The organism is Amycolatopsis sp. lyj-108 (assembly GCF_046549005.1).
In the GTDB taxonomy this organism is placed as follows: Bacteria; Actinomycetota; Actinomycetes; order Mycobacteriales; family Pseudonocardiaceae; genus Amycolatopsis.
Genome location: NZ_JAJPWQ010000007.1, coordinates 168,196 through 193,221, shown reverse-complemented (window position 1 = coordinate 193,221; position 25,026 = coordinate 168,196). Strand labels below are relative to the sequence as shown.

21 protein-coding genes and 1 pseudogene are annotated in these 25,026 nt (G+C 68.2%); 13 read left to right on the top strand and 9 right to left on the bottom strand.

The window, feature by feature from the left end:
* Positions 1-58 precede the first annotated feature (58 nt).
* Positions 59-1,375, bottom strand: a complete 1,317-nt coding sequence (locus ACLJO0_RS25450) for a hypothetical protein (protein WP_410580885.1) — start codon at positions 1,373-1,375, stop codon at positions 59-61.
* A gap of 392 nt (positions 1,376-1,767) precedes the next feature.
* On the opposite strand from ACLJO0_RS25450, the gene abc-f reads away from it, so the two are divergent.
* The gene (gene abc-f, locus ACLJO0_RS25445; RefSeq protein WP_410580884.1) at positions 1,768-3,387 is read left to right on the top strand and encodes a ribosomal protection-like ABC-F family protein; all 1,620 of its coding nucleotides are present in this window, start codon (positions 1,768-1,770) and stop codon (positions 3,385-3,387) included.
* 50 nt (positions 3,388-3,437) lie between these two features.
* Here the strand turns inward: abc-f and ACLJO0_RS25440 are convergent, their stop codons facing one another.
* Together ACLJO0_RS25440 and ACLJO0_RS25435 are read right to left on the bottom strand one after the other, a co-directional pair.
* On the bottom strand, positions 3,438-4,295 hold the full coding sequence (locus tag ACLJO0_RS25440; protein ID WP_410580882.1) for an NAD(P)H-binding protein: 858 nt from the start codon (positions 4,293-4,295) through the stop codon (positions 3,438-3,440).
* Positions 4,288-4,656 (bottom strand): VOC family protein, encoded by a 369-nt coding sequence (locus tag ACLJO0_RS25435; RefSeq protein WP_125782750.1) that lies wholly within the window; start codon positions 4,654-4,656, stop codon positions 4,288-4,290. Before ACLJO0_RS25435 ends, ACLJO0_RS25440 begins: the two co-directional genes overlap by 8 nt.
* Before the next feature lie 392 nt (positions 4,657-5,048).
* On the opposite strand from ACLJO0_RS25435, the gene ACLJO0_RS25430 reads away from it, so the two are divergent.
* On the top strand, positions 5,049-6,302 hold the full coding sequence (locus ACLJO0_RS25430) for a DUF222 domain-containing protein (RefSeq protein WP_410581248.1): 1,254 nt from the start codon (positions 5,049-5,051) through the stop codon (positions 6,300-6,302).
* 794 nt (positions 6,303-7,096) lie between these two features.
* Here ACLJO0_RS25430 and ACLJO0_RS25425 read toward each other — a convergent pair.
* A complete protein-coding gene (locus tag ACLJO0_RS25425; protein WP_125796908.1) occupies positions 7,097-7,441 on the bottom strand; it encodes an MmcQ/YjbR family DNA-binding protein in 345 nt (114 codons plus the stop codon).
* Between the two features lie 143 nt (positions 7,442-7,584).
* Here ACLJO0_RS25425 and ACLJO0_RS25420 point away from each other — a divergent pair, with 143 nt between their 5' ends.
* Positions 7,585-8,214: a class I SAM-dependent DNA methyltransferase gene (locus tag ACLJO0_RS25420; RefSeq protein ID WP_410580880.1), complete on the top strand. Its 630-nt coding sequence runs from the start codon at positions 7,585-7,587 to the stop codon at positions 8,212-8,214.
* A gap of 2 nt (positions 8,215-8,216) precedes the next feature.
* Positions 8,217-9,011, top strand: coding sequence for a glycosyltransferase (locus ACLJO0_RS25415; protein ID WP_410580879.1), 795 nt, complete (start codon positions 8,217-8,219; stop codon positions 9,009-9,011).
* Here ACLJO0_RS25415 and ACLJO0_RS25410 read toward each other — a convergent pair.
* On the bottom strand, positions 8,929-9,525 hold the full coding sequence (locus ACLJO0_RS25410) for a TetR/AcrR family transcriptional regulator (RefSeq protein WP_410580878.1): 597 nt from the start codon (positions 9,523-9,525) through the stop codon (positions 8,929-8,931). The two genes, ACLJO0_RS25415 and ACLJO0_RS25410, sit on opposite strands and share 83 nt — an antisense overlap.
* 91 nt (positions 9,526-9,616) lie before the next feature.
* Between ACLJO0_RS25410 and ACLJO0_RS25405 the strand changes: the two genes are divergently transcribed.
* Together ACLJO0_RS25405 and ACLJO0_RS25400 are read left to right on the top strand one after the other, a co-directional pair.
* Entirely contained in the window at positions 9,617-10,999 is a 1,383-nt protein-coding gene (locus ACLJO0_RS25405; RefSeq protein ID WP_410580877.1) for a cytochrome P450, read from the top strand.
* 82 nt (positions 11,000-11,081) lie between these two features.
* The gene (locus tag ACLJO0_RS25400; RefSeq protein WP_125796903.1) at positions 11,082-11,534 is read left to right on the top strand and encodes a carboxymuconolactone decarboxylase family protein; all 453 of its coding nucleotides are present in this window, start codon (positions 11,082-11,084) and stop codon (positions 11,532-11,534) included.
* A gap of 5 nt (positions 11,535-11,539) precedes the next feature.
* Here ACLJO0_RS25400 and ACLJO0_RS25395 read toward each other — a convergent pair whose 3' ends face one another.
* Positions 11,540-12,259, bottom strand: a complete 720-nt coding sequence (locus tag ACLJO0_RS25395; protein WP_410580875.1) for a helix-turn-helix transcriptional regulator — start codon at positions 12,257-12,259, stop codon at positions 11,540-11,542.
* A gap of 131 nt (positions 12,260-12,390) precedes the next feature.
* Between ACLJO0_RS25395 and folE the strand changes: the two genes are divergently transcribed.
* Positions 12,391-12,987 (top strand): GTP cyclohydrolase I FolE, encoded by a 597-nt coding sequence (gene folE, locus ACLJO0_RS25390; protein ID WP_410580874.1) that lies wholly within the window; start codon positions 12,391-12,393, stop codon positions 12,985-12,987.
* Here folE and ACLJO0_RS25385 read toward each other — a convergent pair.
* Positions 12,977-14,227, bottom strand: coding sequence for an MFS transporter (locus tag ACLJO0_RS25385; protein ID WP_410580873.1), 1,251 nt, complete (start codon positions 14,225-14,227; stop codon positions 12,977-12,979). The two genes, folE and ACLJO0_RS25385, sit on opposite strands and share 11 nt — an antisense overlap.
* A 123-nt stretch (positions 14,228-14,350) precedes the next feature.
* Between ACLJO0_RS25385 and ACLJO0_RS25380 the strand changes: the two are divergent.
* A pseudogene (locus tag ACLJO0_RS25380) lies at positions 14,351-15,130 on the top strand (SEFIR domain-containing protein); the annotation flags it as partial.
* A 779-nt stretch (positions 15,131-15,909) separates the two neighbouring features.
* On the top strand, positions 15,910-16,752 hold the full coding sequence (locus ACLJO0_RS25375) for a P-loop NTPase fold protein (RefSeq protein WP_410580872.1): 843 nt from the start codon (positions 15,910-15,912) through the stop codon (positions 16,750-16,752).
* On the opposite strand, the gene ACLJO0_RS25370 is transcribed toward ACLJO0_RS25375, so the two are convergent.
* The gene (locus tag ACLJO0_RS25370) at positions 16,701-17,441 is read right to left on the bottom strand and encodes a flavin reductase family protein (RefSeq protein WP_410580870.1); all 741 of its coding nucleotides are present in this window, start codon (positions 17,439-17,441) and stop codon (positions 16,701-16,703) included. The genes ACLJO0_RS25375 and ACLJO0_RS25370 overlap by 52 nt on opposite strands.
* Positions 17,442-17,695: 254 nt before the next feature.
* On the opposite strand from ACLJO0_RS25370, the gene ACLJO0_RS25365 reads away from it, so the two are divergent.
* A complete protein-coding gene (locus ACLJO0_RS25365; protein WP_410580868.1) occupies positions 17,696-19,765 on the top strand; it encodes an AMP-binding protein in 2,070 nt (689 codons plus the stop codon).
* Positions 19,766-19,784: 19 nt separating this feature from the next.
* On the opposite strand, the gene ACLJO0_RS25360 is transcribed toward ACLJO0_RS25365, so the two are convergent.
* Entirely contained in the window at positions 19,785-21,419 is a 1,635-nt protein-coding gene (locus tag ACLJO0_RS25360; RefSeq protein WP_410580867.1) for an AMP-binding protein, read from the bottom strand.
* Positions 21,420-21,526: 107 nt separating this feature from the next.
* Between ACLJO0_RS25360 and ACLJO0_RS25355 the strand changes: the two genes are divergently transcribed.
* The 3 genes from ACLJO0_RS25355 (at position 21,527) to ACLJO0_RS25345 (ending at position 24,940) form a co-directional block, all read left to right on the top strand.
* A complete protein-coding gene (locus ACLJO0_RS25355; protein ID WP_410580866.1) occupies positions 21,527-22,342 on the top strand; it encodes a response regulator transcription factor in 816 nt (271 codons plus the stop codon).
* Positions 22,343-22,894: 552 nt separating this feature from the next.
* Positions 22,895-23,872 (top strand): GlxA family transcriptional regulator, encoded by a 978-nt coding sequence (locus ACLJO0_RS25350; protein ID WP_410580864.1) that lies wholly within the window; start codon positions 22,895-22,897, stop codon positions 23,870-23,872.
* Positions 23,873-23,950: 78 nt separating this feature from the next.
* Entirely contained in the window at positions 23,951-24,940 is a 990-nt protein-coding gene (locus ACLJO0_RS25345; protein ID WP_410580863.1) for an alpha/beta fold hydrolase, read from the top strand.
* Positions 24,941-25,026 lie beyond the last annotated feature (86 nt).

The window sequence follows — 25,026 nt, the reverse complement described above, 5'->3', positions numbered from 1 at the left end:
GAGTGTCAGGAAAGGGTCGTTCAGGACGTTTTCGTCCTGAACGACCCTTTCCTGACCTCTACGCGCGGGAGCGCGCTGCCGAGACGACCGCGCGTTCCGCGGCGGCCCGCAAGTCCTGCCCAGTGGCCCCGACGGCTCGGAACCCGTTCACGCAGCCAGGTACGTCCGCGGTGTAGGTGCAGTTGTCGGGCCGGTTACCGCTCAACACGGCCCCGTTCACCAGCGCGACGTGTGCGTTGATCGTGTGGATGCCGCCCCCGGAGGCCGGAAGAGGGTAGGAACCGGTCCCGGGCTCACCCGCGGCGTTGTCGCTGACCGTCGCCGCGTCGAGCGTGAGACTGTCGTCGAACACGACGACTCCGCCGCCGCGACCTCCGTAACCGGACAACCCGGAGTACCCGCCCTGCCCCGCGACGCCGGCATCGCCGCCGCGTCCCGCCTGGTTGCCGGTGATGGTGGTGCGGGTGATGACCGGATTCAGCAGCACACCTCCGCTGGTCGACATCATCACGCCGCCGGCCGTGCCGCCACTGCCGCCGTGTCCGGCTCCACCGCCCTCCGCGCCTCCCGAGCCACCCTTGCCGCCGCTCCCGGCACCGTTGCCGGTGACGACGCTGTCGGTGAGCCGCAGAACGGTGCCGGCGAGCACGTCGACACCGGCGCCGAAGCCGGCGGGACCGCCTTGGCCACCCGGCTTGGCGGCCACACCGTTTCCGCCCTGGCCACCGGAGCCGGAGGCGTTACCGGTGATCGAGGTGCGGGTGATCGTCAACGTGACCTGCGGGGAACCGTAGGAAGAGATCCCACCGCCGGAGCCTCCGTAGCCGCCGCTACCGGCACTCGTGGTGGCGGTGGCGGCGGCACCGGGAGCACCCGAGCCTGCGGCGTTGCCGCGGATGACGCTGTCGGTGATGGTCAGCGGACCCCAGTTCTTGATACCGCCGCCGGACTCGCCCGGATTCCCGACGCCAGAGGAACCGGCACCGACACCGTCCGGAGCCTGACCGCCGGCGATCGTCACTTCGTTGAGGGTCAGGTCGCCCCAATTGAAGATGATCCGGAATCGGGGCGCGTCCTTGGCGCGTTCGATGGTGGCGTGATTACCGTTGACGGTGAGCTTTCCCTGGATGGAAGGCAGTCCGGATTTCCAGTAGACATCGGCGGCCGACGTGAGCGTGTAGACGCACTTCGCCGCTAGGGACAGCGTGTCCGGCTCGGGGGTGGCGCTGGCCTCGGCGATGGCTTGGACCAACGCGGCGGAGTCACAGGGAACAGCGGTTTCGGCTGCGTACGCCGGCGGAGCGACCAGGGCGAACGCCCCCAGTGCGGTTACCGTGGTCGCGATTCGTCTTCGGGTTCTGCCATTCGACGTCATCGAAAAACCTCTCGGGTCAAGGAATCGGGTGATGGCCATCGAGAACATTAGAAGTCCCCGCCCGCACCCTCAATGAATATGATTCCGACCACACGATTACCGATCACCGGGAATCGTCGCGAACAAACGAATGAGCACCGGAATTCGCGGCTCGCCGACGCCGCGCCGAGGGATTGCGGTGGCCACACTCCGGCATGTCTTGTTATCGTAGGTGCGGACCTGATCAACGAGCATGGAGACCAGACGTGGCAGGTGAAGACGACATCTCCGGGTGAGCCGGAGTTGCCAGGCCACCGGCGCTGACGCCGACGTGGCCGATTTGTCGTCCCCTCACGCCACGTCCACCGCGGTGCCGCTTCAAGGCGCCCGCTGTCTTTCACGAGGTCATTTCCATGTCAGACGTCTTCGTCGTCGTGTCCGCACTCTCCTTCGCCTGGCCGGATGACACGCCGGTCTTCGACGACCTGTCGTTCACCGTGCCCGGTGGCCGCACCGGCCTCGTCGCGCCCAACGGGGCGGGCAAGAGCACGCTCCTCAAGCTGATCGCCGGTGAGCTGCGGCCGGTCTCCGGGACCGTCTCCACGCAGGGGATCCTCGGTTATCTGCCGCAGTCGCTGCCGCTCACCGCCGACCTGAACGTGGCCGAGGTGCTCGGGATCGCTCCCAAACTCGCGGCCCTGAGCGCCATCGAGTCCGGCGACGCGAGCGAAGAGCACTTCACCACCATCGGGAACGACTGGGACATCGAAGAACGCACCCGCGCCGAACTCGACCGGCTCGGCCTCGACGGCCTCGGGCTGGACCGGAGTCTGCGCACGTTGAGCGGCGGACAGATCATCTCCCTCGGCCTGGCCGCGCAGCTGCTGAAACGGCCCGACATCCTGCTGCTGGACGAACCGACCAACAACCTCGACCTCGACGCGCGCCGCAAGCTCTACGGGGTACTCGAAGACTGGTCCGGTTGCCTGCTGCTGGTGAGCCACGACCGGGAACTGCTCGACCGGATGGACCGGATCGCCGAACTCGACCGCGGCGATTTCCGTTACCACGGCGGGAACTTCACCCAGTACGAAGCGGCGGTCAAGGCCGAGCAGGAGGTCGCCGAACGCAACGTCCGCAGTGCCGAACAAGAGGTCAAACGCGAGAAACGGGAGATGCAGCAGGCTCGCGAACGCGCCGCACGCCGCGCGGGCAACGCGGCACGCAACCTCGGCAACGCGGGCCTGCCGAAGATCTTCGCCGGAACCATGAAACGCAACGCCCAGGAATCCGCCGGAAAGGCGAACGAAACGCACACGGCCAGGGTCAACGACGCGAAGAACCGCCTCGACGAGGCCGAACGCTCCCTGCGCGACGACCAGAAGATCGCGCTGATCCTGCCGGGTACCAACGTCCCCGCCGGCCGCACGATGTTCCACGGCGAGCGCATCCAGGTCCGCTACGGCGACCGGACCGTCTTCGCGGGCGACGGGGTCGACCTGACGATCCGCGGCCCCGAACGGATCGCGCTGACCGGCGGGAACGGCACCGGCAAGTCGACGCTCCTGCGAGTGCTCAACGGCGACCTTTCGCCCGATGGCGGCGTGGTGAAACGAGCCGAGGGCCGGATCGCGTATCTCTCCCAGCGGCTGGACCTTCTGGACCTCGACCGGACCATCGCCGAGAACTTCGCGACGTTCGCCCCCGGCCTCCCCGAGTCGCAACGGATGACCCTGCTCGCCCGCTTCCTGTTCCGAGGCGCGCGAACCCGGCTCCCCGTCGGCGTGCTCTCCGGGGGCGAACGCCTGCGAGCCACCCTGGCCTGCGTCCTGTTCGCCGAACCCGCACCTCAACTGCTCCTGCTGGACGAGCCGACGAACAATCTCGACCTGGTCAGCGTCGGGCAATTGGAGAGCGCGCTGGGTGCGTATCAGGGGGCTTTCGTGGTCGTGAGCCACGATGAGCGGTTCCTGACCGAGATCAAGGTGGACCGGCGGGTGCGGTTGACCGACGGGACGCTTGTGGAGTCTTGAGGTTTCAGTACGGCCAGGGGTCGTGTGTGGCGGCACTCACGACCCCTGGCTCACTCCGCCGTCAGTCCCTCGACAAGGCCTGTCGTCGGCCTGCCGATGAGCCGGGAAAGGTCGTCACCGACCCGGGCGAAAACCCCGGCGCCGATCGTTTCATCGAGACTCACCAAGAAGCCGGCCAGTCCGTCGTCCATCCCCGAATCGACGAGCGCCGACCGCAATTCTTCGGGAGTGACAGGCCGGTAAGCGACCTCTCGCCCCAGCACGACCGACATCGCTCCGGCGACGTCGGCGTAAGTGAAGTTCGTGTCGCCCGAGAGGCTGTACGTGACATCGTCGTGCCCGTCTGTGGTGACCACGACGGCCAAGGCCTCGGCCAGATCCTTCCGGCCGGCTGCCGCGACAACGGCGTCACCGGCCGCCGCGGCGAAAACGCCGTTGAAACGAGGGCCCGCCAACGCCTGGATGTAGTTCTCGATATACCAGGTGTTCCGCAGGATCGTGTACGTCACGCCGGAATCGACGAGAGCGACTTCTGTCGCCCTGTGGTCCGCGTTGATCTCGAACCGGTCGTCGTCGGCTCGAACTCCACTGGTGTAGTAGACGTGCCGGACATTCGCGTTCTTCGCCGCCTCGATGACCGACTTGTGCTGGGCGAGGCGATTCGGGTCGCCGCCCGAGATCAACACGATGTCGGAATGCCTGGCGACCAGTTCCGCGACGCCTGCCGAATCCGACAGATCGATGCCGGCGGTGCCGAACCCGGCGGAATCAAGTTCCCCGAGGCGAACCTGATTCCGACCGGCCGCGGTGATCGTCTCGGGGCCGAGTCCCCGAGCGACCAGCGCGTCCAGGACATGGCGGCCAAATGCTCCAGTAGCCCCGAAGACCAGGGTGCTCGCCTCAGCCACGGTCGTGGAGGGTGATCTGGTAACCGTCGGGGTCGGCGAAGGTGAACGTCCGGCCGAAAGGACCGTCGATCGGCGCGGAAACGATGGTGTGACCGTCGGCGACGAGCGCGTCGTGAATGGCCTGGACGTCGGTGGCGTGGAGCCAGATCGCGGCACCGATGCCGGGCTGCGCGACCGAGGCGAGGTCGGTGCCGGGAACGATGTCGCGGAGCGCGAACGCGATCGGCTTCGTCTCGAACACGACGGCGTGCGGAGGTCCGGCCGGCGAGCGGACGAGGCCGAGGTACTGCTCGTAGAACGCCTGCGAAGCGGCGAGGTCACGCGCTTGAAGGGAGATGAAGTCGGGGCCGGTGGCGGGCAAGGTGCTGCTCCTTCTGTTCATGTCAGCCTGTTGACATAGACGACTGTATGTCAGGGTGCTGACATGGGTCAAGGCGGGGTGGGTGTCGACCTGAATGCCACCATGGAGGAGGTGTCGAGCGCCCTGCGTGCAGCCACGAAGGAGGCACTGCGACCACTCGGCCGTAGCAATTCGTTCCGCCGGGGCCAGAATGCCGACTGGCCCGACTTCGGCACCCTGTCGGCGTTATGTGAAGACGGTTGCTTGAGTTTCGCAATTAGGTGACTAATTGCGCCGGGTCGTGTAGTAGTGAAGACTTCCCGGCGATTCACCCTTCAGTGGTAAATGTGTCGCTTCGGCGGTTGCTTAAAATTACGAACGCGTGTTCGATTGTTTTGCGGTATTCTTGTGGGGTGTCCGAGACTTTCCTTCCCGAGTTGCCGCAGGAACTGTGGCGTGCCGGCAAGCTGGAGCTTGCCCATGGCGTGCAACAGTCTTTGCAGGTGATCAGGATGGCCACCGCCGGACTGGGGCGGTTCCTGGCGGAGGTCGAATCTCGGGGCGTCAAAGACTTGTACGGCTATGGCCGTACGGCGAACTGGTTCGCCGATATAGCGGGATTGTCGGTCAGTGAGGCGAGTGCGGTGGTGAACCGGGCCATCGCCCTGAACCCGACGCGGGCCTTGGATGGCACCGAGGTTCCGCCTGTCGCCCCGGCTACCGCTGCTGTCGCTGCCGAGGGGTTGGTCGGGGATGAACGGATCGACCAGATCCTGGACATCTTGACGAAGCTCCCCTCCGACACCTCGACTGAGGATCGGGCGAGTGCGGAGAAGATCCTCGCCACCCTCGCCCGCGACGCCGGACCCCGCCAACTCGCGGACGCCGAAACGAACCTCCTGGCCTGGCTCGATCCGGACGGCAATGAGCCGAAGGATCCCGAACCTAAGGAACCGCGCCGGGAGATCACCCTCGAGCGCCGCAAGGACGGCTTCTGGAAGCTGACCGGGCTGCTTGACGATGAGACGGGTGCTCGCACCGCGGCTGCTCTGGAGGCCTACGCGCAACCACGCCCGGTCGACGAGTTCGGCCAAGCCGATCTCCGGATGAAGTGCGAACGCATGGGCGACGCCTGGGTCGACATCCTCGACCTCGCGATCGCCTGCCCCGACCAACCCGGCACCAACGGCTACCGCACCCTCGTCCACGTCACCATCGGACTCGACGCACTGAAATCCGGCCTCGGGACCGCCTGCTTGGACTTTGTCGGGACGATGACCGCCCACGAAGCACGCCTTGCCGCCTGCGACTGCCTGATGCTCCCGGTCGTCATGAGCGCCGCCGGTGAGCCGCTGGATGTGGGGCGGTTGCGACGGTTCGTGACCCCCGGCCAACGACGCGCCTTGAACATCCGTGATGGCGGCTGCGCGTTCCCCGGCTGTCACCGGCGGCCCAAGAATTGTCACGCCCACCACATTCATCACTGGGCAGACGGAGGCCCCACCGATCTCCGGAATCTGGTGCTGCTGTGCGGATTCCACCACCGGTTGATCCACCACGGTGATTGGCAGGTCCGGATGGCGGGTGATGGGTTACCGGAGTTCATCCCGCCCCAATACCGAGACCCGCTCCGACAACCTCGCCGCAACACCCTGCATCACCGCTGAACCCGAGGAGCCCGCCAGCCACACCGGCGACGGGCCCCTCGTCATGCCCACTGGTCGCGGGCCTTCTTGACGGCAAGAAGTCATTATCTACGAGGACTGCTCGTTCCACCGTGTGCTCTGCACCTGACATCGACGACGGCGACAAAACTGTCCATCGCCGACGTGCACGCGGCACAAGCCGGCTGGCCCGCCGCAAAGCCGAATTCGAAGCCGAACGCCCGCAGTAACCACAGGCGAAACTCGGGCACCGTCGCCGGTCACGACAAACACCCGCGGACAAAAGAAAAGGTCCCGCTTCCGCTCAGCGAAGGCTGGGGGTTCCTGCGAGCAGAAGCGGGAGTTTGTGGCCGATACGGTGGGCCGCCTCTCGGCGAGTGGCTCAACACGGCTCCGGCCGAACCGGTATTCCGTGAAGGCGAAGGGTGAGGCCCGGGGGCACCATCCGTACCGACACTCTCTACAACGCACCACCACCCGAAATGTTCCCCCACCCCAAGCCCCCACCACTGTGACCCGCATCAACACCCGAAAGCGAGAAACACCTGACAAAAAGACCCGCTCCCGCTCAGCGAAGGCCTGGGGGTTACCTGCGAGCGGAAGCGGGAGCAAAGGCCGATACGGTGGGCCGCCTCTCGGCGAGTGGCACGACACGGCTCCGGCCGAACCGGTATTCCGTGAAGGCGAAGGGTGAGGCCCGGGGGCACCATCCGTACCGACACTCTGTACAACGCATTGCCCCGCAAAACGTTCCCAGCGGAACAGTGACGCGCGTCAACACACAAAAGCAGTAACGCTCAGCAGGGCGGCGGCACCAGTGCGACCAGTTCTTCGGGAGCGGACAGGCGCCATGCCTCGTAAACCAATTCGGTCAGCTCATCGGATTCGATGCCGTCGAGGTGGACGACGACCCAGCCGAATCCCCCGGCCGTGAACTGGACCTCGAAGACGTCGGGCCGCTCGGCCACGAGGGCTTCCTGTTCCGAGAGCGTCTGCTTGAGGCCGACGGTCTGGGTCCGCGGCCAGTAGTACCCGAAGCGCTTCCCGCGCACGCTGAACGACTCCCACTCCCTCGCGTCGGACCGCTCGACGTCGGCGAGCGCCTCCAGCATCCGGTGGAACTCGTCACTCGGCACACTCATCTTGACCCCAAACCCCAGGAACTTCGGCGCGTCCAGTCTAAACAGGCGGACCGGCTCATCGTCCTCAGAGGACGCGCGGGACGGCGGCCTTCCCGGACGGTAGATTCGCCCGAGGGAGATCCACTCGACCCGGGAGCTGCGAAATGGACCGACCGGTCACGGCGGCGGAGCTGTTCGACGCCATCGGTTCCGCCTACGAGGACGTCTTCGGGCGGGCACCGGCGGTCGACAGGGCGGTGCGGCACCTGCTGAAGGCGCTGCCGCCGTCGTCGAGGGTGCTCGACATCGGCAGCGGGACCGGCAGGCCGGTGGCCGAGGAGCTCTCCTCGGCCGGACATCGGGTGACCGGGCTCGACGTGTCGCGGGTGATGATCGATCTCGCGCGTGAGCAGGTTCCCGCCGCCACCTTCGTCCACGCCGACGTGCGCGAGTGGACCTCGCCGCCCGAGTCGTGGGAGGCGGTCTGCGCCTTCTTTCCGTTCCTGCAGATGCCGCGCGAGGACACCGAAGCCGTGCTCGCCGACATCGCGCGCTGGCTGGTTCCGGGTGGGCTTTTCGCGCTGGTCACCGTGCCGCGGGATGCCGAGGACGTGCCGGCGGAGTTCTTCGGCCGCACCTTCCTCGAGACCAGTTTCGCGCCGGACGACCTCGTCCGGCGGGTCGGAGCGGCTGGGCTGGAGGTCACCGCCACCCACTCGGAGATCTTCACGGCGGACGAGCCGGGGACACCGCCGGAGGAACACCTCCTGATCACCGCTCGCCGCCCGGAGTGAGTATGCCGGTCATCAGCGTCCTCACCCCGGTCCACCCACCGAGTTTGCCGTACCTGACCGAGGCGTACGAATCCCTCGCCGCGCAGGAACTCCCGCCGGGCTGGACCTGGGAATGGCTGGTGCAGGAGGACGGCGAGACCGGTCTGCTCGACGGCGTCCTTCCCGCCGACGAGCGAGTGCTGCCCGGCTCGGGTCGCCGGGGCGGTCCCGGGGTCGCGCGGATGATGGCGTTGTCCCGCGCGTCCGGGGAGCTGATCAAGGCACTCGACGCGGACGACCTCCTGGCGCCGGGCGCGCTCGCGCGCGACATCGCGGCACTCGAGGATCCGGCGATCGGCTGGACGACCTGCCGGGTGCTCGACCTCCTCCCGGACGGGACGACTGCGGGCGTCGACAGCGATCCGGACGAGGGGCCGATCGAACGCGGCGCGATCCTCCGGTACTGGCAGCGCAACGGCTACGTGTCTTCGGTGGTGGCCGGGACGTTGTGCATCCGTCGCGACCTGCTGCTGGAGCTGGGCGGCTGGATGGCGCTGCCCGCGTCCGAGGACACCGGGCTGATCCTCGCCGCCAACGCGTGCTCCGACGGCTACTTCATCGCGGCCTGCGGCATGTTCTACCGGAAGTGGGCGGGGCAGGTCACCAGGTCCGCGGCGCACAACGACGACGGCGAACGGCTCGCGCGGATGAAGCTGATCGAGGAGCGCGCCGAGGTCATGTTGGCAGGTCGACGATGTCGAGCAGCGTCTTCGCGCACAGATCCCGCGTCTGGTCCCGGGTCAGCCGCCGGTACTTGAGCCAGTCGAGGCAGACCGCGACGACGAAGGCCAGCCAGCCGCGGACGAGCACCCGCAGGGTTTCCGGCGGCTCGCTGTCCGGGCACAGGACATCGAGGATCCGGCGCCCTTGCTCGGCGAAGTTGTTGTCCAGCACCTCACGGACGCCGTCGACGGCGATGGACGTGCCCGAGTGCAGTGCCCGGTAGCCGTCCTCGTTGGCTTCGACGTAGCGGAGGTACGCGTCGAGCCCGGCCGTCAGCTGCTCCTCGAACGGCAGCGTGCGGTCGGACTCGGTCATCTTGAGCAGCCGTTCGCCCTCGGCCCTGATGACCTCGGTGACGAAGTCCCGTTTCGTCGGGAAGTAGTGGTAGAGCAGCCCTCGGGACACCTCGGCGATGTCCGCGACCTGCTCGATCCACACGTCGTCGTACGGCCGCTCCGCGAACAGGCGGGCGCCGATCCGCAGCAACTGTTCCCGCCGCTCGGCGGTGCTCAGCCTGCTGCGGGGCTTCCCGGAAGTACTCGGCGCCATCAGGGCATCGTAGCTACTTGACACGGGTTCAGTAGCAGGCCACGCTCGCTATTGGATGTCGATTCAACAGTGCTCACCCTGGAGGGGCTCGATGGCCACCGCTCTCCCCCACCCCCCGCGCCGGATCCCGCTGATCGGTGACGTGCTCGGCGTTTCGCCGAAGACGCCGGTCCAGGATTCGATGCGGCACGCCGCCGAGCTGGGCCCCGTCTTCGAGCGCAAGGTGTTCGGCCGCGGCATCGTGTTCGTCCACGGCGCGAAGATGGTCGCCGACCTCTCCGACGAGAAGCGGTTCGCGAAACACGTCACGCCCGCGATCTCGAACCTGCGCCCGCTCGGCGGTGACGGGCTGTTCACCGCGCAAAACGAAGAGCCGAACTGGCGGCGCGCACACGAGATCCTCGCGCCCGCGTTCAGCCGCAACGCCATGCAGCGCTACCACCCGGCGATGCTGGCGATCACCCGCGAACTGCTGGACGCGTGGGACACGGGCGGCGAGGTCGACGTCGCGGACGACATGACCAAGCTGACGCTGGAGACCATCGGCCGGACGGGATTCGGCTACAGCTTCTCGTCGTTCGAACGCGCGCAACCGCATCCGTTCGTCGCCGCGATGGTCCGCACGCTGCGGCACGCGCAGCGGATGGCGCTCCAACCGCCGGTCATCGGCCCGCTCCTCAGCCGCAAGGCGAACCGGCGCAACGAGGCCGACCTCGCGTTCCTCCACTCCGTCGTCGCCGAGGTCATCGAGGCGCGCCGGGGCGACACGAGCACCGACGACCTGCTCGGGCTCATGCTGAACACCACGCAGCCGAGCACCGGCGCCGCCCTCGACGAGGACAACATCCGGCACCAGATCATCACCTTCCTCGTGGCCGGGCACGAAACCACGTCGGGCGCGCTGTCTTTCGCGCTGTACTACCTCGCCAGGAACCCGGACGTCCTCGCCCGTGCCCAGTCCGAAGTGGACAAGGTCTGGGGCGAGAATCCCGATCCCTCCTACGAAGAGGTCGCCAAGCTCCGCTACGTCCGGCGGGTGCTCGACGAGGCGTTGCGACTCTGGCCGACGGCGCCCGCGTTCGCCCGCCAAGCCCAGGTGGACACCGTCGTCGGCGGCGAGTACCCGATGCGGAAGGGACAGTGGGCGCTGGTCCTCATCCCGTCGCTGCACCGCGATCCCGTCTGGGGAGACGATCCCGAGTCGTTCGATCCGGACCGCTTCTCCCCGGAGCGCAACCGGGCCCGTCCCGCGCATGTCTACAAGCCGTTCGGCACCGGCGAGCGGGCCTGTATCGGACGGCAGTTCGCCCTGCACGAGGCGACGCTGGTCCTCGGCATGCTGCTGAGCCGGTACGACCTGCGCGGCGACCCGTCTTACCGGTTGAAGGTGCAGGAGCTGCTGACCCTGAAACCGGAGGGCTTCAAGCTGAACGTCTCACTCCGCGACCGGGCGTCGGTGGCCGCGACCGCCTAAGACTTCAGCACACCGGTCACATCTCCTTCCCGGCGTCCGTCAGTGCGGTGAAAGCAAGACGGAAACCCTGGAGGAGAACATCATGGAAACCCGCATCCCCAACCCCGCACTGGCGAATCCCGCCACCCTGAAGGCCTTGATCGCGCTGGCGGAGTCGACCGGCGACACCGGCGTCCCGAAGACCACGCACTACCTCATGCACGTCCGCGCGAGCCAGATCAACGGATGCAGCGGCTGCCTGGAGATGCACACGAAGGAACTGCGCAAGGCGGGCGAGTCCGACGAGCGGATCTTCACCGTGGCCGCGTGGCGCGACACTGCCTACTTCACCGACGCCGAACGTGCGGCGCTCGCGCTGGCCGAGGCCCTCACCCGCATCGCGGACCGGGCCGACCCGGTCGACGACGAGGTCTGGAACGAGGCGGCTCGTCACTACGACGAAACCCAGCTTTCGAGCCTCGTCCTCTCCATCGCCGCCATCAACACCTGGAACCGGCTCAACGTCGCCACCCGGCAGATCGCAGGCGCCGCCTGATCGGCCTATCGGGCCTGCCGTAGTTCCACACAGCACTCGGCCGCGCCGGGAACGAGGGCCGCTTCCACGTTCCCGGCGCGCACGCCGTTCAGGAAACCGGCCAGGAAGGCCTGGTTGATCCCGCAAACGAGGTCCGGGGCCTCCGCGGCCAGCGGGTGGAACGGGCAGTTCCGCAGCCGGACGCAGGTCGTGCTGTCCCGGCTCGGCTCGAAGCCGTAGCGGCGAAGCATCCCTTCGGCCACGGTGAGCGCGCGTTCCACGCCGAGCCTGCCGGGCCGGGTCCGCGCGCGTTCCTCCTCGCCCGCCGCGAAACCGCGCTCACCCGCGACCCGTCGCACGGCATCCCGCGCGGTCTCACCGGACCCTTCGGCGAGCACGGCCTCGGCGAGGATGCCGGCCAGGACCTCGTGACGCCGGGCGGGAAGCTGCACCTGGATGGTCTCGTCGACGGGTTCGTAGACCTTGGGCCTGCGCCCCACCTTGACCATCGGGCCCGCCGCGAAGCCGAATCTGAGCAGGCCCGCCGCCACGAGCTTGTCGAGATGGAAGGCGGCGAGCTTGCGGGAGATGCCGACCGCGGCCGCCGCCTCATCCCGGGTGACGGGACGCCGCGCGCGCCGGGCGTAGGCATACATACCGCGGCGGAGGTCGTCGTCGAGTGCCGCCACCGCGGCGATGGCGGGGGCATCGAGGCCGTCCGGGTCTGGCACTGTCACGTACGCCACGATATCGCCTATCTCAACCGGCGGAACATCCTGCACTGCGGATCTACCATGTACGATGAGCCGACGGGTGGTAAAACACCCAAAAGTCTTGGTTAAATACACTGGGGATCGCGGTCAGCCTAGGAGGCCTAATGTCCACTCCCGCCTTGCGCGTCGTCCACGAAACCGGGCCGGGGCCGGACCTGGTGGCCGCCGAGGCCGCGGCCGCCGATCTCCTCACCGCGCTGGGTATCTCCTTGGACTCCGAGAGCCTCCGCGGCACCCCGGGCCGGATGGCGCGCGCGTACGCCGAGCTGTTCACCCCGCGGCCGTTCGACCTCACGACGTTCCCCAACGACGAGAACTACGACGAACTCGTCCTCGCCAGGGGGATCCCGGTCCGATCCGTCTGCGAGCACCATCTGCTGCCGTTCGTCGGGGTCGCGCACGTCGGCTACCTGCCGGGCGACCGGATTCTCGGCCTGTCGAAACTGGCAAGGATCGTCGAGCATTTCGCCTGCCGTCCGCAGGTTCAGGAACGGCTCACGAAGCAGGTCGCCGACTGGCTCGAAGAGCAACTCGAGCCGCGTGGCGTCGGCGTGGTGATCGAGGCCGAGCACTCGTGCATGACCCTGCGCGGTGTGCAGGCCGTCGGTTCGAGCACCGTCACCTCCACCCTGCTCGGCACACTGCGCGAAGACGCCCGTTCGCGCCAGGAGTTCTTCGCGCTCACCAGGATCAACGGCTGACAGCAGGCTCTTGCGCGTAGGCCGCGGAGACGACCGCACGGTCGAAAACCCGCCAGGTGAGCGCGGAAACGATCACCGCCACCACGAAACCGGCCCAATACGGCGTCGTCAGCCCGAACTTCGACGCCACCGCGCCCCCGAGCAGCGCGCCGACGCAGTTGCCTCCCGCGATGATGAACAAGCTCGTGCTGCCGACCCGGCCCAGCATGTCGGGCGGAGTGAGCCGCTGACGCAGGGAACTGCCGACGATTCCCCACAGGGCGCCGTGTACTCCGAAGAGGAACAACGTCACCCCGACGACCGGTGCGCTCGTGCTCGTCGCGAGCACCAGATGGGTCCCGGCTTCGATCAGCAGGCCGATCCGCAACGTCCAGGTCGGTGTGCACCACGCGATCAGCCGGTCCCCGGCGATCGAGCCGAGTAGTCCGCCCACCGCGATGCAGGTGAAGAGCAGGCCGTAGCCGACGGAGCCCAGCTGGAGCCGCTCCTTCGCGAGCAGCACCAGCACCGAGGTGGCCGCGACGAGCGTCAGGTTCAGCATCCCGATCAAGCCGATCATGGTCCGCAGCAGGCGCTGTCCCGCGAGCCAGCGGAACCCCTCGGCCACCTCCGATCGCATCGACCGGCGCGCGACCGGCTCGCCGGGATCGCCGCCGGGCCGCGGCCGGTACGCACCAGCGATCAACCCGAGCAGCAGGGCGCTGACCGCGTACGTGCCGGCGTTGACGTAGAACGGGATGCTCGCCGCGGCACCGAACAGAAATCCGCTCAGCGGGCCGGAAAGCATGCCGTGGGTCAAGGTCGTCCCGGCGTAGAGCCGCCCGTTCGCCCGCTCCAGCAACGCTTTCGGGACGATCGAGGGCAGCATCGCCCCGCTGGCCGTCCGGAACACGACCTCGCCCGCGTTGATCACGAAGAGAACGGCGTACAGCAAGGCGATGCTCACGTTGCCGGTCGTGATCGCGACCGCGAGCAGCGCGACCGCGGGGACACGGATCCAGTCGAGGGTGACCATCAGTTTTCGCCGGTCCACCCGGTCGACCAGCACCCCGCCCGGCAGGGAGAAAAGCAGCCAAGGCAGCCACGCCATCGCGAACCCGCCCGAGACGACGAGCGGTTCACTGGTGCGGGAGGCGATCAGCAACGGCGCCGCCACCGTCGCGAGGCCGCTGCCCAACGCCGACGTCGTGCTCGCCGCCCAGAGTTTCGCGTACCTGCCGTCGAGCCGCTCCCCAGTCATGAGATCGAAGGTAGCGATCGATGACCGAGCGGAGGCGGGGTTTCACCCACAGCTGAGCGGCCGCCCTCTAGACTGCCCTCCCGTTCGGCCTTGGGAGGGGACCGCGAATTGGACAGCGCCAGGGTGCGTCGCATCTTCATCAGCTACGCAGACGAGTCGCCGACACACAAGGCTAAGGTGCGCGAGTTCGCAGCGTTCCTACAGATCGAAGCTGGCTTAGACGTCCGCCTAGAGCCACAGGATGGTGACCAGCGAATCGACTGGTCGACATGGCTAGACGACGAGATGGCCAAGGCGGACCTCATCATAATCGTCTCTTCGCCAGCCTATAAGGCTGCAATCGAGAGCACTCAGTACAGCAGCTCCAGGTTGAGTTCACTTCAACCAGAAGCCGCAGTTGTCCTGAGGGTGGACCCCCAGCGATTGTTGGCAGTCCAGCTACCGCTGGGGCCTCCCACAGAACTTCCGCCTTTTCTCGCGCGACAGGTCCCTTTGTACCGCGTAACTAACTTCACTCGCAGTGGAGCGTCGGGGCTCCTTGCCGCGATCTACAATGAACTAGACCCCTTCGCCGCCCACGTCGCGGATTACCGGCCGGATACCGACGACGGCGTCGACCGCCTCGGCATCGGCAGCGACGTCCGCATGCTCGCCGACCTGGTGGTCTCCCGGATGATCACCCCTCCCCTGTCGATCGGCCTGTTCGGCAGCTGGGGATCGGGCAAGAGCTTCTTCATGCGCCAGATGCAATCGCGCGTCCGCGAACTCGCCGATTCCGCGCGGACGGCGGAAACCGAGGCGGGGACGCACGGGAAGTCCGTGTCGTCCTACTGTTCGAGTGTCCGTCAGATCAGCTTCAACGCCTGGCACTACAGCGAGGCGAACCTCCTCGCCAGTCTCGCCACGCACATCTTCGACAACCTCGCCGCGAGTGGCGCCGAGAACGATCTGCAGCGCCAGGCCGATCTGCTCGCGGAACGCCGCAAGACCGAGAAGACGCTTCTCGGCAGGCTCAGCGCCGTCCGCCTCGAACGCAGAACCCTGACGGCCCAGCAGAAACAAGCGAAGCGAAGGCGGCGGAAGCCGCGCGAGTACGTCCGCGCGGTGTTCGACAGCCTCACCGAGGCGGACAAGGCGTGGATCGCGTCCAGGATCGGCGTCGACCAGCCGACCGCCGAGGATCTCGAACGGCTGGCGCAGGAAACCGGTGGGCTGCGGTCGGACGTCGCCGAATTCTGGCGACGGCTGCGGCAGGATCCGGTGCCGCTGTTGGTCCTCATCGGCGGTCTGGTGACGGTCCTGGTGGTCACGTTGCTCGTCGGCCGGTCGCAGGTGTCCGGCGTGCTCGGCGGGCTCACGGTGGTGAGTTCCGCGCTGACCGTCGTCCTGCGGATGCGCGCGAGCGCGGACCGGATCCACCAGGCGCTCGGCAAACTCGGCGGCCCGTCCGAAGAGGACGAGGAGACCGAGCGGCGCCTCGCCGAACTGGACGCCGAGTCCGACAGGCTCGAAAAGGCCGTCACCGAACTCGCGCCCGGGCTGGACCTGGTGTCGTTCGCCGAGTCCCGGGTCTCGGACTACGTTGAACACCTTGGCGTGGTTTCGTTGCTGCGCAAGGATCTCGAGACCTTCGCGACCATGCTCGCCGAGGTACCCACGGTTCCGGCAAGATCGAACGGACCGTGCTCTACATCGACGACCTCGACCGCTGCCCACCCAAGGTCGTCGTCCAGGTCCTCGAAGCCATTCATCTCCTGCTGGCGCTGCCGGTGTTCGTCGTCGTGGTCGGTGTCGACTCCCGCTGGCTCAAGAAGGCCGTGGAGCAGCATTACGAGGAGATGCTCGGCGACGATCCGGAAACCTTCGCCGAGAACTACCTCGAGAAGATCTTCCAAGTGCCGTTCACGTTGTCCCCCATGGACGATCCAGCGTTCGCGGGGCTCGTGCGCGGGCTCGCCGACACCGAGGTCCAGGATGTCTCGCCGTCGCCCACGCCCGCCGAACCGGATCAGGCCACCGGTGATCGCTCTCCGGTCGCGGCCGATTCCCCTCCTCGCGCGGAAGCACCGCGACCGTCGTCCGAACAGTCCACAATAGACCTACGCCCTCCTCGGCTGGTGATCTCGACGGCGGAACTGGACTTCCTGCCGACGTTGGCGCCGCTCGTCCGGTCCCCGCGCGCCGCGAAACGACTCCTGAACCTGTACCGCCTGCTGCGGGCACGGTTCGCCGGAGAGGACCTGGCGGAGTTCCTCTCCGAGGGCGACCGCGAGGCACCGTTCCGCGCCGTGCTGGTCCTGCTCGCGATCCACGTCGGGCATCCGGAGGCCGTCTCGTGGTTCGCGAACCTCGACGGAACGGGCCCTGAAGACAGCGCCCTCGAAATCGTGCGGTCCATGAACGACCACGAACTGCGGCCGAAGCTCGAACGCGGCCTGACCGGCGGTTCGTGGCCGGACCTGGCCGTGTCCTATCAGCGCTGGTTGCCGGTGGTGAACCGGTTCTCGTTCGCCCGCGACGACTGATTCCGCGAACGTTCGATGTCGGGTCCCCGGTAGAGCCGCTCGGGGATTTCGGCGAGCGTCGACGGGTGAACCTGCGGGCCGAGTCCGTAGAGCTTCTGGAAGCTCATGATCAGCGGCCGCCAGCGGTCGGGGTCGATCCGGTCTTCGGTGCCCGGCATCCGCACGTCGTCGTGGACGTGCACGCGCTGCACGCGGACCTCGAACACGAGGACGCCGCCGCGTTGTTTCGGGTCGCCCTCGGCGAGGGGATGGACGGCCTCGACGACGGCCTCCATCGTCACCGGGCATTCCGCGACGCGCGGCGGCCGGACCGTCTCCGAGGCGACCGGGGTGAGCCCGGCGCGGCCGAACTTGTCCGCTTCGTACCGGTATCCGCGCTCGTGCTTGCGGGCCGGGACGGGATCCGAGCCGGTGGTCAGCGCCAACCTGTCGACGGCGGCCGCCAGCGTGTCGGAAGGGAGATTCAGAACACATTCACGGTTGCGCATGAGATTCTGCGCCGTCTTCGATTTCGCGCCAAGTCCGAGCATGCCCCGCCACCCGAGCCAGAACGCCGACGACATCGGAGCCAGGTTCGGGGCACCCGCCTGGTCGACCGTCGAGAGAAGCACCACCGGGGTGCCGAAGTAGAGGATTCCGGGCTCGATACGGGTGTGCGCGGCCTCGGCCGCCGAGGTAGTAACTGTCACGTTCGTCAGCTTCGCCGTCTCGCGCGCCGGAGGCTGGCGTGAATCGGACGTCGCGATCAACACCGACGGCGGACGGCTTCACACCGCCGCGGCACATACCCTTTGCGAGGTGGCTCCCTTGGCCGGACGGGAATCCGCGGTCGTTCGGAGTACTGTGTTCGGCCGATTGCTGGTAGGTTCGCCGAACTTGAAGACGAAGGAGGCGCCGGCAGCGGCCCGGTCAACACCCGAACGCGCGTGGTGAGGCGAATCGCATGCGAGACGATGTGGTCCAGGCGAGCTCGATTCTCGGGCATTCCCCCGGCCAGGTTTGGGAAGTGATCGGCGATCCCGAGTCCTACTCGAGGTTCGTCGCGGAGATCAGCTGGTGCGAGATCCAGCGGCCCGCCGAACGCGGACGCGGCCCGAAATGCCTCGTCCGGCTGGAGCCACGGCCAGGAACGCTCGTCGTCGGTGACATCGAGGCCCGGGTCTGGCGGCCGGGCGAGCACGTCGTCTGGTGCGGCGTCGAGAACGACGGCAACTGGGTCTCGGTCGAGCTGAGGCAGACTCCCGAAGGCGGCACCGAACTCGTCGCGCAGCTGATGCTTCCGGCGCCGCATTCGCATCTGGTGTCCGCCGCGTCGTTCAAGCGCACCGTCCGCGCGCTGACCCGGCGGATCGATCTGCACCTTTCCGGCCGGGCGGCGTCACCCCAAGAGGAACCGGCGCACACCAAGGCCACCACGCTGCACACGGCCAGCACGCTGATCAAGGCCGGGGTGCTCGCGGCCGCGCGGCCGGACAAGATCGCCCGGCAGCTCACCTCGCTGTCGCAGTGGGGCGCCACCGTCGCCGGCGGCTACACCGCCAACGCCGCCCGGGTACCCGAAGAAGTCGCGCTGCACGACGAACGCAACGTCCGGACGTTCAAACAGACGGCCGACCGCAGCAATCAGCTCGCGAACGCGCTTGCCGCGCGTGGGGTCCGCTCCCGCGACCGGATCGCCTTGCTGTGCCGCAACCACGCCGCGATGGTCGAGTCGCTGATCGCGTGCAGCAAACTCGGCGCCGACGCGATCCTGCTCAACACCGGCCTTTCCGCCGGCGCGGTCGCGGACGTCATCGGCCTGCACGAACCGGTCGCGGTCCTCGCCGACGACGAGTTCTCGCGGATCATCGCCGACATCCCCGGCGATTTCCTGCGGCTGTCCACCTGGCCGGAAACCGAGAACGGCTATCCCACGATCGACCAGCTGATCGCCGGGGTGCCCGCCACCAAACTCAAACCGGTGGACCGGATCGGCAGGCTCGTCGTCCTCACGTCGGGCACCACGGGCACCCCCAAAGGCGCACGCCGTCCGACGCCCAAAGGACTCGCGACGTCGGCCGCCATGCTGGACCGGATCCCGCTCCACTCCGGAGACCGCTTCGTGGTGGCCGCGCCGCTGTTCCACAGCTGGGGGCTCGCCGGGATGCAGATCGGGATGGCCGTCCGCGCTTCGCTTTCGCTGATCCGCCGGTTCGACGCCGAAGAGATACTGAGGACCATCGCCGAACATCGCTGCGGTGTGCTCTTCGCCGTCCCCATCATGTTGCAGCGCATCCTCGACCTGCCCGAACGGGTCCGCAGCCGCTACGACCTCTCGTCGCTGCGGATCGTGGCCAGCAGCGGATCCGCGCTGCCGGGCACGATCGTCACCGAGTTCATGGACACCTTCGGCGACGTGCTCTACAACTTCTACGGCTCCACAGAGGTTTCGTGGGCCAGCATCGCCACGCCCGAAGACCTCCGTGCCGCGCCGACCACCGCGGGCCGCTGCCCGCCCGGCACCCGCGTCGCCATCCTCGACGACGACCACAACCGTGTCCCGCCGGGCTGGGAGGGACAGATCTTCGTCGGCAACGACATGCTCTTCGAGGGCTACACCGACGGCGCCAGCGTGCCACGCGCGGAAGAACTGATGGCGACCGGCGACGTCGGCTACCAGGACGCCTCCGGCCGCCTTTTCGTCACCGGCCGGGCGGACGAGATGATCGTGTCCGGCGGCGAGAACGTGTCGCCTCGCCCGGTCGAGGAGGCCATCGTCGCGCTGCCCGGCGTCCACGAAGCGGCCGTGATCGGCGTACCGGATCGCGAGTTCGGGCAACGGTTCGCGGCGTACATCGTCCCGAAACGCGGCGCCAGGATGAGTGCGGACGACGTCCGCGCGTACATCCACCACCGGCTGGCGCGCTTCGCCGTGCCTCGGGACGTGTACTTCGTGGAGGAGCTGCCGCGGAACGCGACCGGGAAGGTGCTCAAGCGGCTGCTGCGAGACGAGACCTGGCCGATCGACCAGTAACGTCCTTTGTGGACTTCCGTCAGACGGTCTTCGCGGGTTCCGTGTCTGAGTGCCGTTTCCGCAAGAGGAACCGCTGGATCTTCCCGCTGGGCGTCTTGGGCAGCTCCGGGACGAAGTGCACTTCACGCGGATAGGCGTGGGCGGCGAACCTGGTCTTCACCAGTTGCTGTAGCTCGGTCGCCAGCGCGGTGCCGGCGGAGACACCGTCCCGGACCACCACGTACGCGACGATCACCTCGCCCCGCAGCGCGTCCGGGACACCGACGACGGCGGACTCGGCCACGGCGGAATGCTGCTGCAGCACGCTTTCCACGTCGAACGGGCCGATCCGGTAGCCCGCCATCAGGATGACGTCGTCGTCCCGCGAGGCGAAGGTCAGGTACCCGTCGGCGTCCTTGGCGGCGACGTCGCCGGTGTAGTACCAGCGGCCGTCGGGGCTGAACCGGGCGGCTGTGCGCTCGGGCGCGTCGCGGTAGCCCCGGAACCACAGGAGCGGGCTCGCGGGAAGGTCCAGCGCGACGCGGCCGCGCTCCCCCGGCTCCGCGATCACGTCGACGTCCTCGCGGAGCACCTCCACGGCGAAGCCTGGCAAGACCCGGCCCATCGAGCCCGGCCGGACCTCGGCGCGCAGGTCCGGATGCCAGGCGTTGCCCACCACCATGCCGAGTTCCGTCTGTCCATAGTGGTCATGGACGCCGACGCCCAGCGTCGACGACGCCCACTCCAGGACGTCCGGGGTCAACGGTTCACCCGCCGACGAGCAGTGCCGGAGGCGGAGTCCTTCCGGCACCGGCGCGTCCGCGTTGCGAAGCGCGCGATACACGGTCGGCGCGGCGGCGAAGTTGGTGACACTGAACTTCGCCAGCACCGCCCACGTCAGCTCGGCGGAGAAACCCGCGTGCAGCAACAGGCTCCGCCTGCCGGTCGCCATCGGCGTCATGATCGCGTAGTACAGACCGTAGGCCCAGCCCGGATCGGCGGCGTTCCAGAAGACGTCGTCGGCGCGGACGTCGAGTGCGAAGTCCTGGTACGCCTGGAAACCCGCGAGCGCGCGGAGAGGAATCGGGACGGCCTTGGGGGTTCCCGTGGTCCCGGAGGTGAACAGCTCGACCAGGATCCCGTCCCCGCCGGTCGCCGCGGCGTCCGGCAGCGGGGCGGCATCGGCCAGCAGTTCATCGAACGACAGATCGCCGTCGTCACCGTCGCCGACGACCACGATCCGGCGTTCGGGGTCGGCGGGCAGATCCGCGGACGGCGCCAGTTTCGAGCGCTGCCCGGAGTCGGCGATGACGACCTTCGTGCCGTTGCCGGTGATGCGCAGCGCGATCGCGGGCGGCGCGAAAGCGGTGAACAGCGGAACGTGCACCGCGCCCAGCCGCCAGATCGCGAGCAGCGCCACGACCAGTTCCGCCGACTTGCCCATCAGGGTCGCGACGCGATCTCCAGGCGCGACACCGAGGTCACGCAGTGCCCCGGCGAACCGTTCCGACCGCTCGCGCAGCTCGCCGTAGGTGAGGTCGTGGGCCGCCAGATCCGGTTCGACCACGGTGAACGCGACCGCCTCCGCCGGATGCCGGTCGCACAACAGGGCGGCGGCGCTCGCCCGCTCGTCGCCGTAGACCTCGAGCAACCGCCGGACGTGAGCTTCGGTCATCGTTTCTCCCGGGACTTTCCGAAGGCGTACAGTTCCGGAAATCGTGCGGGCGGGCCCGATCCGTCCACCACCCCCGATCGAGGGGGATCACCGAGGAGGGTGAGCCGATGCCGGTCGACGATGCCCAGCTCCTCGGCGCGGTCTCGGACCTGCGCCGCGACACCGGCCTGCCGGTCGGCTTCGCCGGAATCACCGGCGCCTCACCCCGGATGCGGCTGACCGCGTTCCTCGGCAACCGGGGCACCGCGCTGAACGGCCTGTCCGTCCGCGCGGGCTGCGGGCTCGGCGGCAAGGCGCTCGCGCTGACGCGGCCGGTCGTCGCCAACGGCTATCACAGCGCCACCACGATCAGTCACGACTACGACGAACCGGTCCGCGACGAGGGCATCCACTCGGTGGTCGCGATCCCGGTCGTGGTGCGCCGCCGCGTCCGCGCAGTGCTCTACGGCGGCCTGCGCGACGAGGCCGTCCTTTCCGACCGGACGATCACCGCCGCCCTGCACGCCGCGCGCGACCTCGAACAGACCCTGGCCGTCGAGGACGAGATCGAGGGGCGGCTCGCCGAGGCGAAACCGCTGGCCGAGCACCACGAGGAGGCCGCGCCGCGCGAACGGCTGCGCGAGGTCTACGGCGAACTTCGAGCACTCTCCGGCCAGATCGCCGACAGCACTCTCCGCGACCGTCTCGACGCGGTCTGCGGCAGCCTCGCCGGCGCCGCTCCCCCGGCGGTGCGCCTGGCACCGCGGGAACTGGACACCGTCGCGCTCGTCGCACTCGGCCTGACCAACGGCGAGATCGCGCACCGGCTGGGCCTGACCGCGGAAACCGTCAAGAGTTACCTGCGGGACGCCATGCGCAAACTCGACGCGACCTCGCGGTTGCAAGCCGTCACGCACGCGCGGCGAGCCGGTCTGCTCCCCTGACTCAGGACGGCGGGAGCGGGGACTCCGACGGTTCTCTTGAGGGGTAGGGCAAAGGTGGCGTGGTCGGTGCCGGGGGTCGTGAGTGGCGAGGATGAGCGGGCGGCTGCTTCAGTGCTTCCGATGGGGCCGCCGTCGAGCCCTTCACGACATACCCACGACCGCGAAAACTCACGTGAGCGCCTGACTGGAGGCCTTCACGGACCGGGCTGGGGGATCAACCGCAGCCGGAACCCACGTAGATACCTAAGACACCCTTGGCGCTAACCCGAATCGCCACTCACGACAGTCTCGCGCCTGACCAGGGCCGAAGGCTCCCTTCGCCGCATCAGACGCCGCGAAAGGAGCCTTCACCCCACCACCAGCCTCACCCACGAACACGACACGTTGATCTTCTTCTCAATAACCCAATCACCACTCACGACCAGCTGGACCGAACTGGCGGTTTCGCGTGATCGAGTGGACGGCACGTGTGATCCGACGGACGACTCACGTGTCTGGATGGACGACACGCGAAACCCGTCACTACCACTCGAAAGTCCCTAGAATCGGCCCATGAGACGGCTGGCCGTGGTGGTCTTCAACGGGGCGTCGCTCGGTGCGATGTCCTTCGCGTTCGGCGTGTTCGAGATGGCTTCGGCCTTCGGGGAGCTGCCCGACCTCGAACTCAAGGTCGTCGGCGGCGAACCGGGGACCGCGCTGCGAGGCGGCGGTTTGACCGTGCCGGTCCCCGATGACCTCGGCGCGGTCCGGGACGCGGACCTGGTGCTGGTCCCGAACTGGCGGTCGCCGATGGAGGATCCGCCGGCAGCCGCACTGGAGGCGCTCCGCGCGGCACACGACCGGGGTGCCCGGGTGGCCGGATTGTGCAGCGGCGCCTTCGTGCTGGCCGCGGCCGGGTTGCTCGACGGACGCCCCGCGACCACGCACTGGGCGATGGCGCCGCTGCTCGCGGCCCGGTTCCCGGCCGTCCTCCTCGACGAATCGGTGCTCTACATCGACGACGGCGACATCCTGACCGCGGGCGGTGGCGCCGCCGGGATGGACCTCGGCCTGCACCTGATCCGCTCATGGTGCGGCGCGGAGGTGGCGAACCGGCTGGCGAAGGGCATGGTCGTCCCGCCGCACCGGCCTGGCGGGCAGGCTCAGTACATCGAGTCGCCGATGCCGGAACTCGAGGAGGGCGACCCGGTATCGGAGACGATGGCCTGGGCGCTGACCCGGCTGGACACGGCGCTCCCGGTCGACGAACTCGCCAGGCGGGCGCATATGAGCAGGCGCAACTACGATCGCCGGTTCCGTGAGATCACCGGTGCCGCGCCCGGCACTTGGCTCACCCACCAACGCGTCATCCGCGCGCAGCAGTTGCTCGAATCCACCGATCTCCCTGTCGACGAGATCGCCAGGTACTGCGGGTTCTCCTCGTCCGCCGCGCTCCGCCCGCATTTCCGACGACAGGTCGGGGTCACGCCGGTGTCCTACCGGGAGACGTTCGGGACCAGGCTGGGCGTGCCCGAACCCATCCTGTCCTGACAGAGCTGTCTCAAAACGGACCCTGGTTGGCGAAAACACCACTCACGGTCGGCGCCTCGGTCCGGCCACGATCGAGACATGACCGAAGACAGCCGTTCCTTCCTCAACCGCCGGTCCATGCTCACCCTCGGCGCGGGGGCCGCGGCCGCGCTGGTGGCCTCGGGTGGCGTCGCCGAGGCCGGCCAATCGGGCGCCCCGAACGACGCGGCGCTCGCCCGGTCCCTCCCCGGCGGGTTCCGCAGCGAATACGCCCAGGTCGACGGGGTCCGGTTGCACTACGTCGCCGGTGGCCGCGGCGAGCCGCTGATCCTGCTGCCGGGCTGGCCGGAGACGTGGTGGCAGTACCGCGCGATCATGCCGGAGCTGGCGAAGCGATACCGCGTGATCGCCGTCGACCTGCGGGGCATGGGCGGCTCGGGCAAGCCCCAAGGCGGGTACGACAAGAAGACGATGGCTCGCGACATCTTCGGACTCCTGCGCGCGCTCGGCCATCGGCAGGCGCATATCGCCGGACACGACATCGGCGCCATGGTCGCGTTCGCCTTCGCCGCCAACCACCCCGAAGCGACGAAGACCGTCACGCTCATGGACGTCTCGCATCCCGACGAAAGCCTGTACCAGCTCCCGATGCTGGCCCCGCCCGGGCAGCCGGTGAACGTCTGGTGGTTTGCCTTCAACCAGGTCGCGACGCTGCCCGAACAGCTGTTGGCCGGCCGGTCACGCCTTCTCGTCGACTGGATGTTCGACCATCTGGCGGCCGATCCGGCCTCGATCGCGGCGCGGGACCGGGCGATCTACGCCGCCGCGTACGACCGCCCGGACGCGATCCGCGCGGGGAACGGCTGGTACCAGGCGTTCGGCCAGGACATCGAGGACCAGAAGGCCTACGCGAAGATCGCCGCCCCGATGCTGGGGCTGGGCTCGGAGTTCAACTACGACTACCTCGCCGCGGTCCTGCCGTCGAAGGCGGCCGACGTCCGGGTGCGGAAGATCGCCGGTTCCGGGCACTTCGTCGCGGAGGAGCAACCGCGGGCGGTCATCGAAGAGCTACTGACCTTCCTCGGCTGAGCCGATACCCCGGACGGGTCAACGCCGCGCGCTGAACCGCACGATTCACTCGGTCAGGTGAAAGACGCGGCCAGCCGTCATTCTCG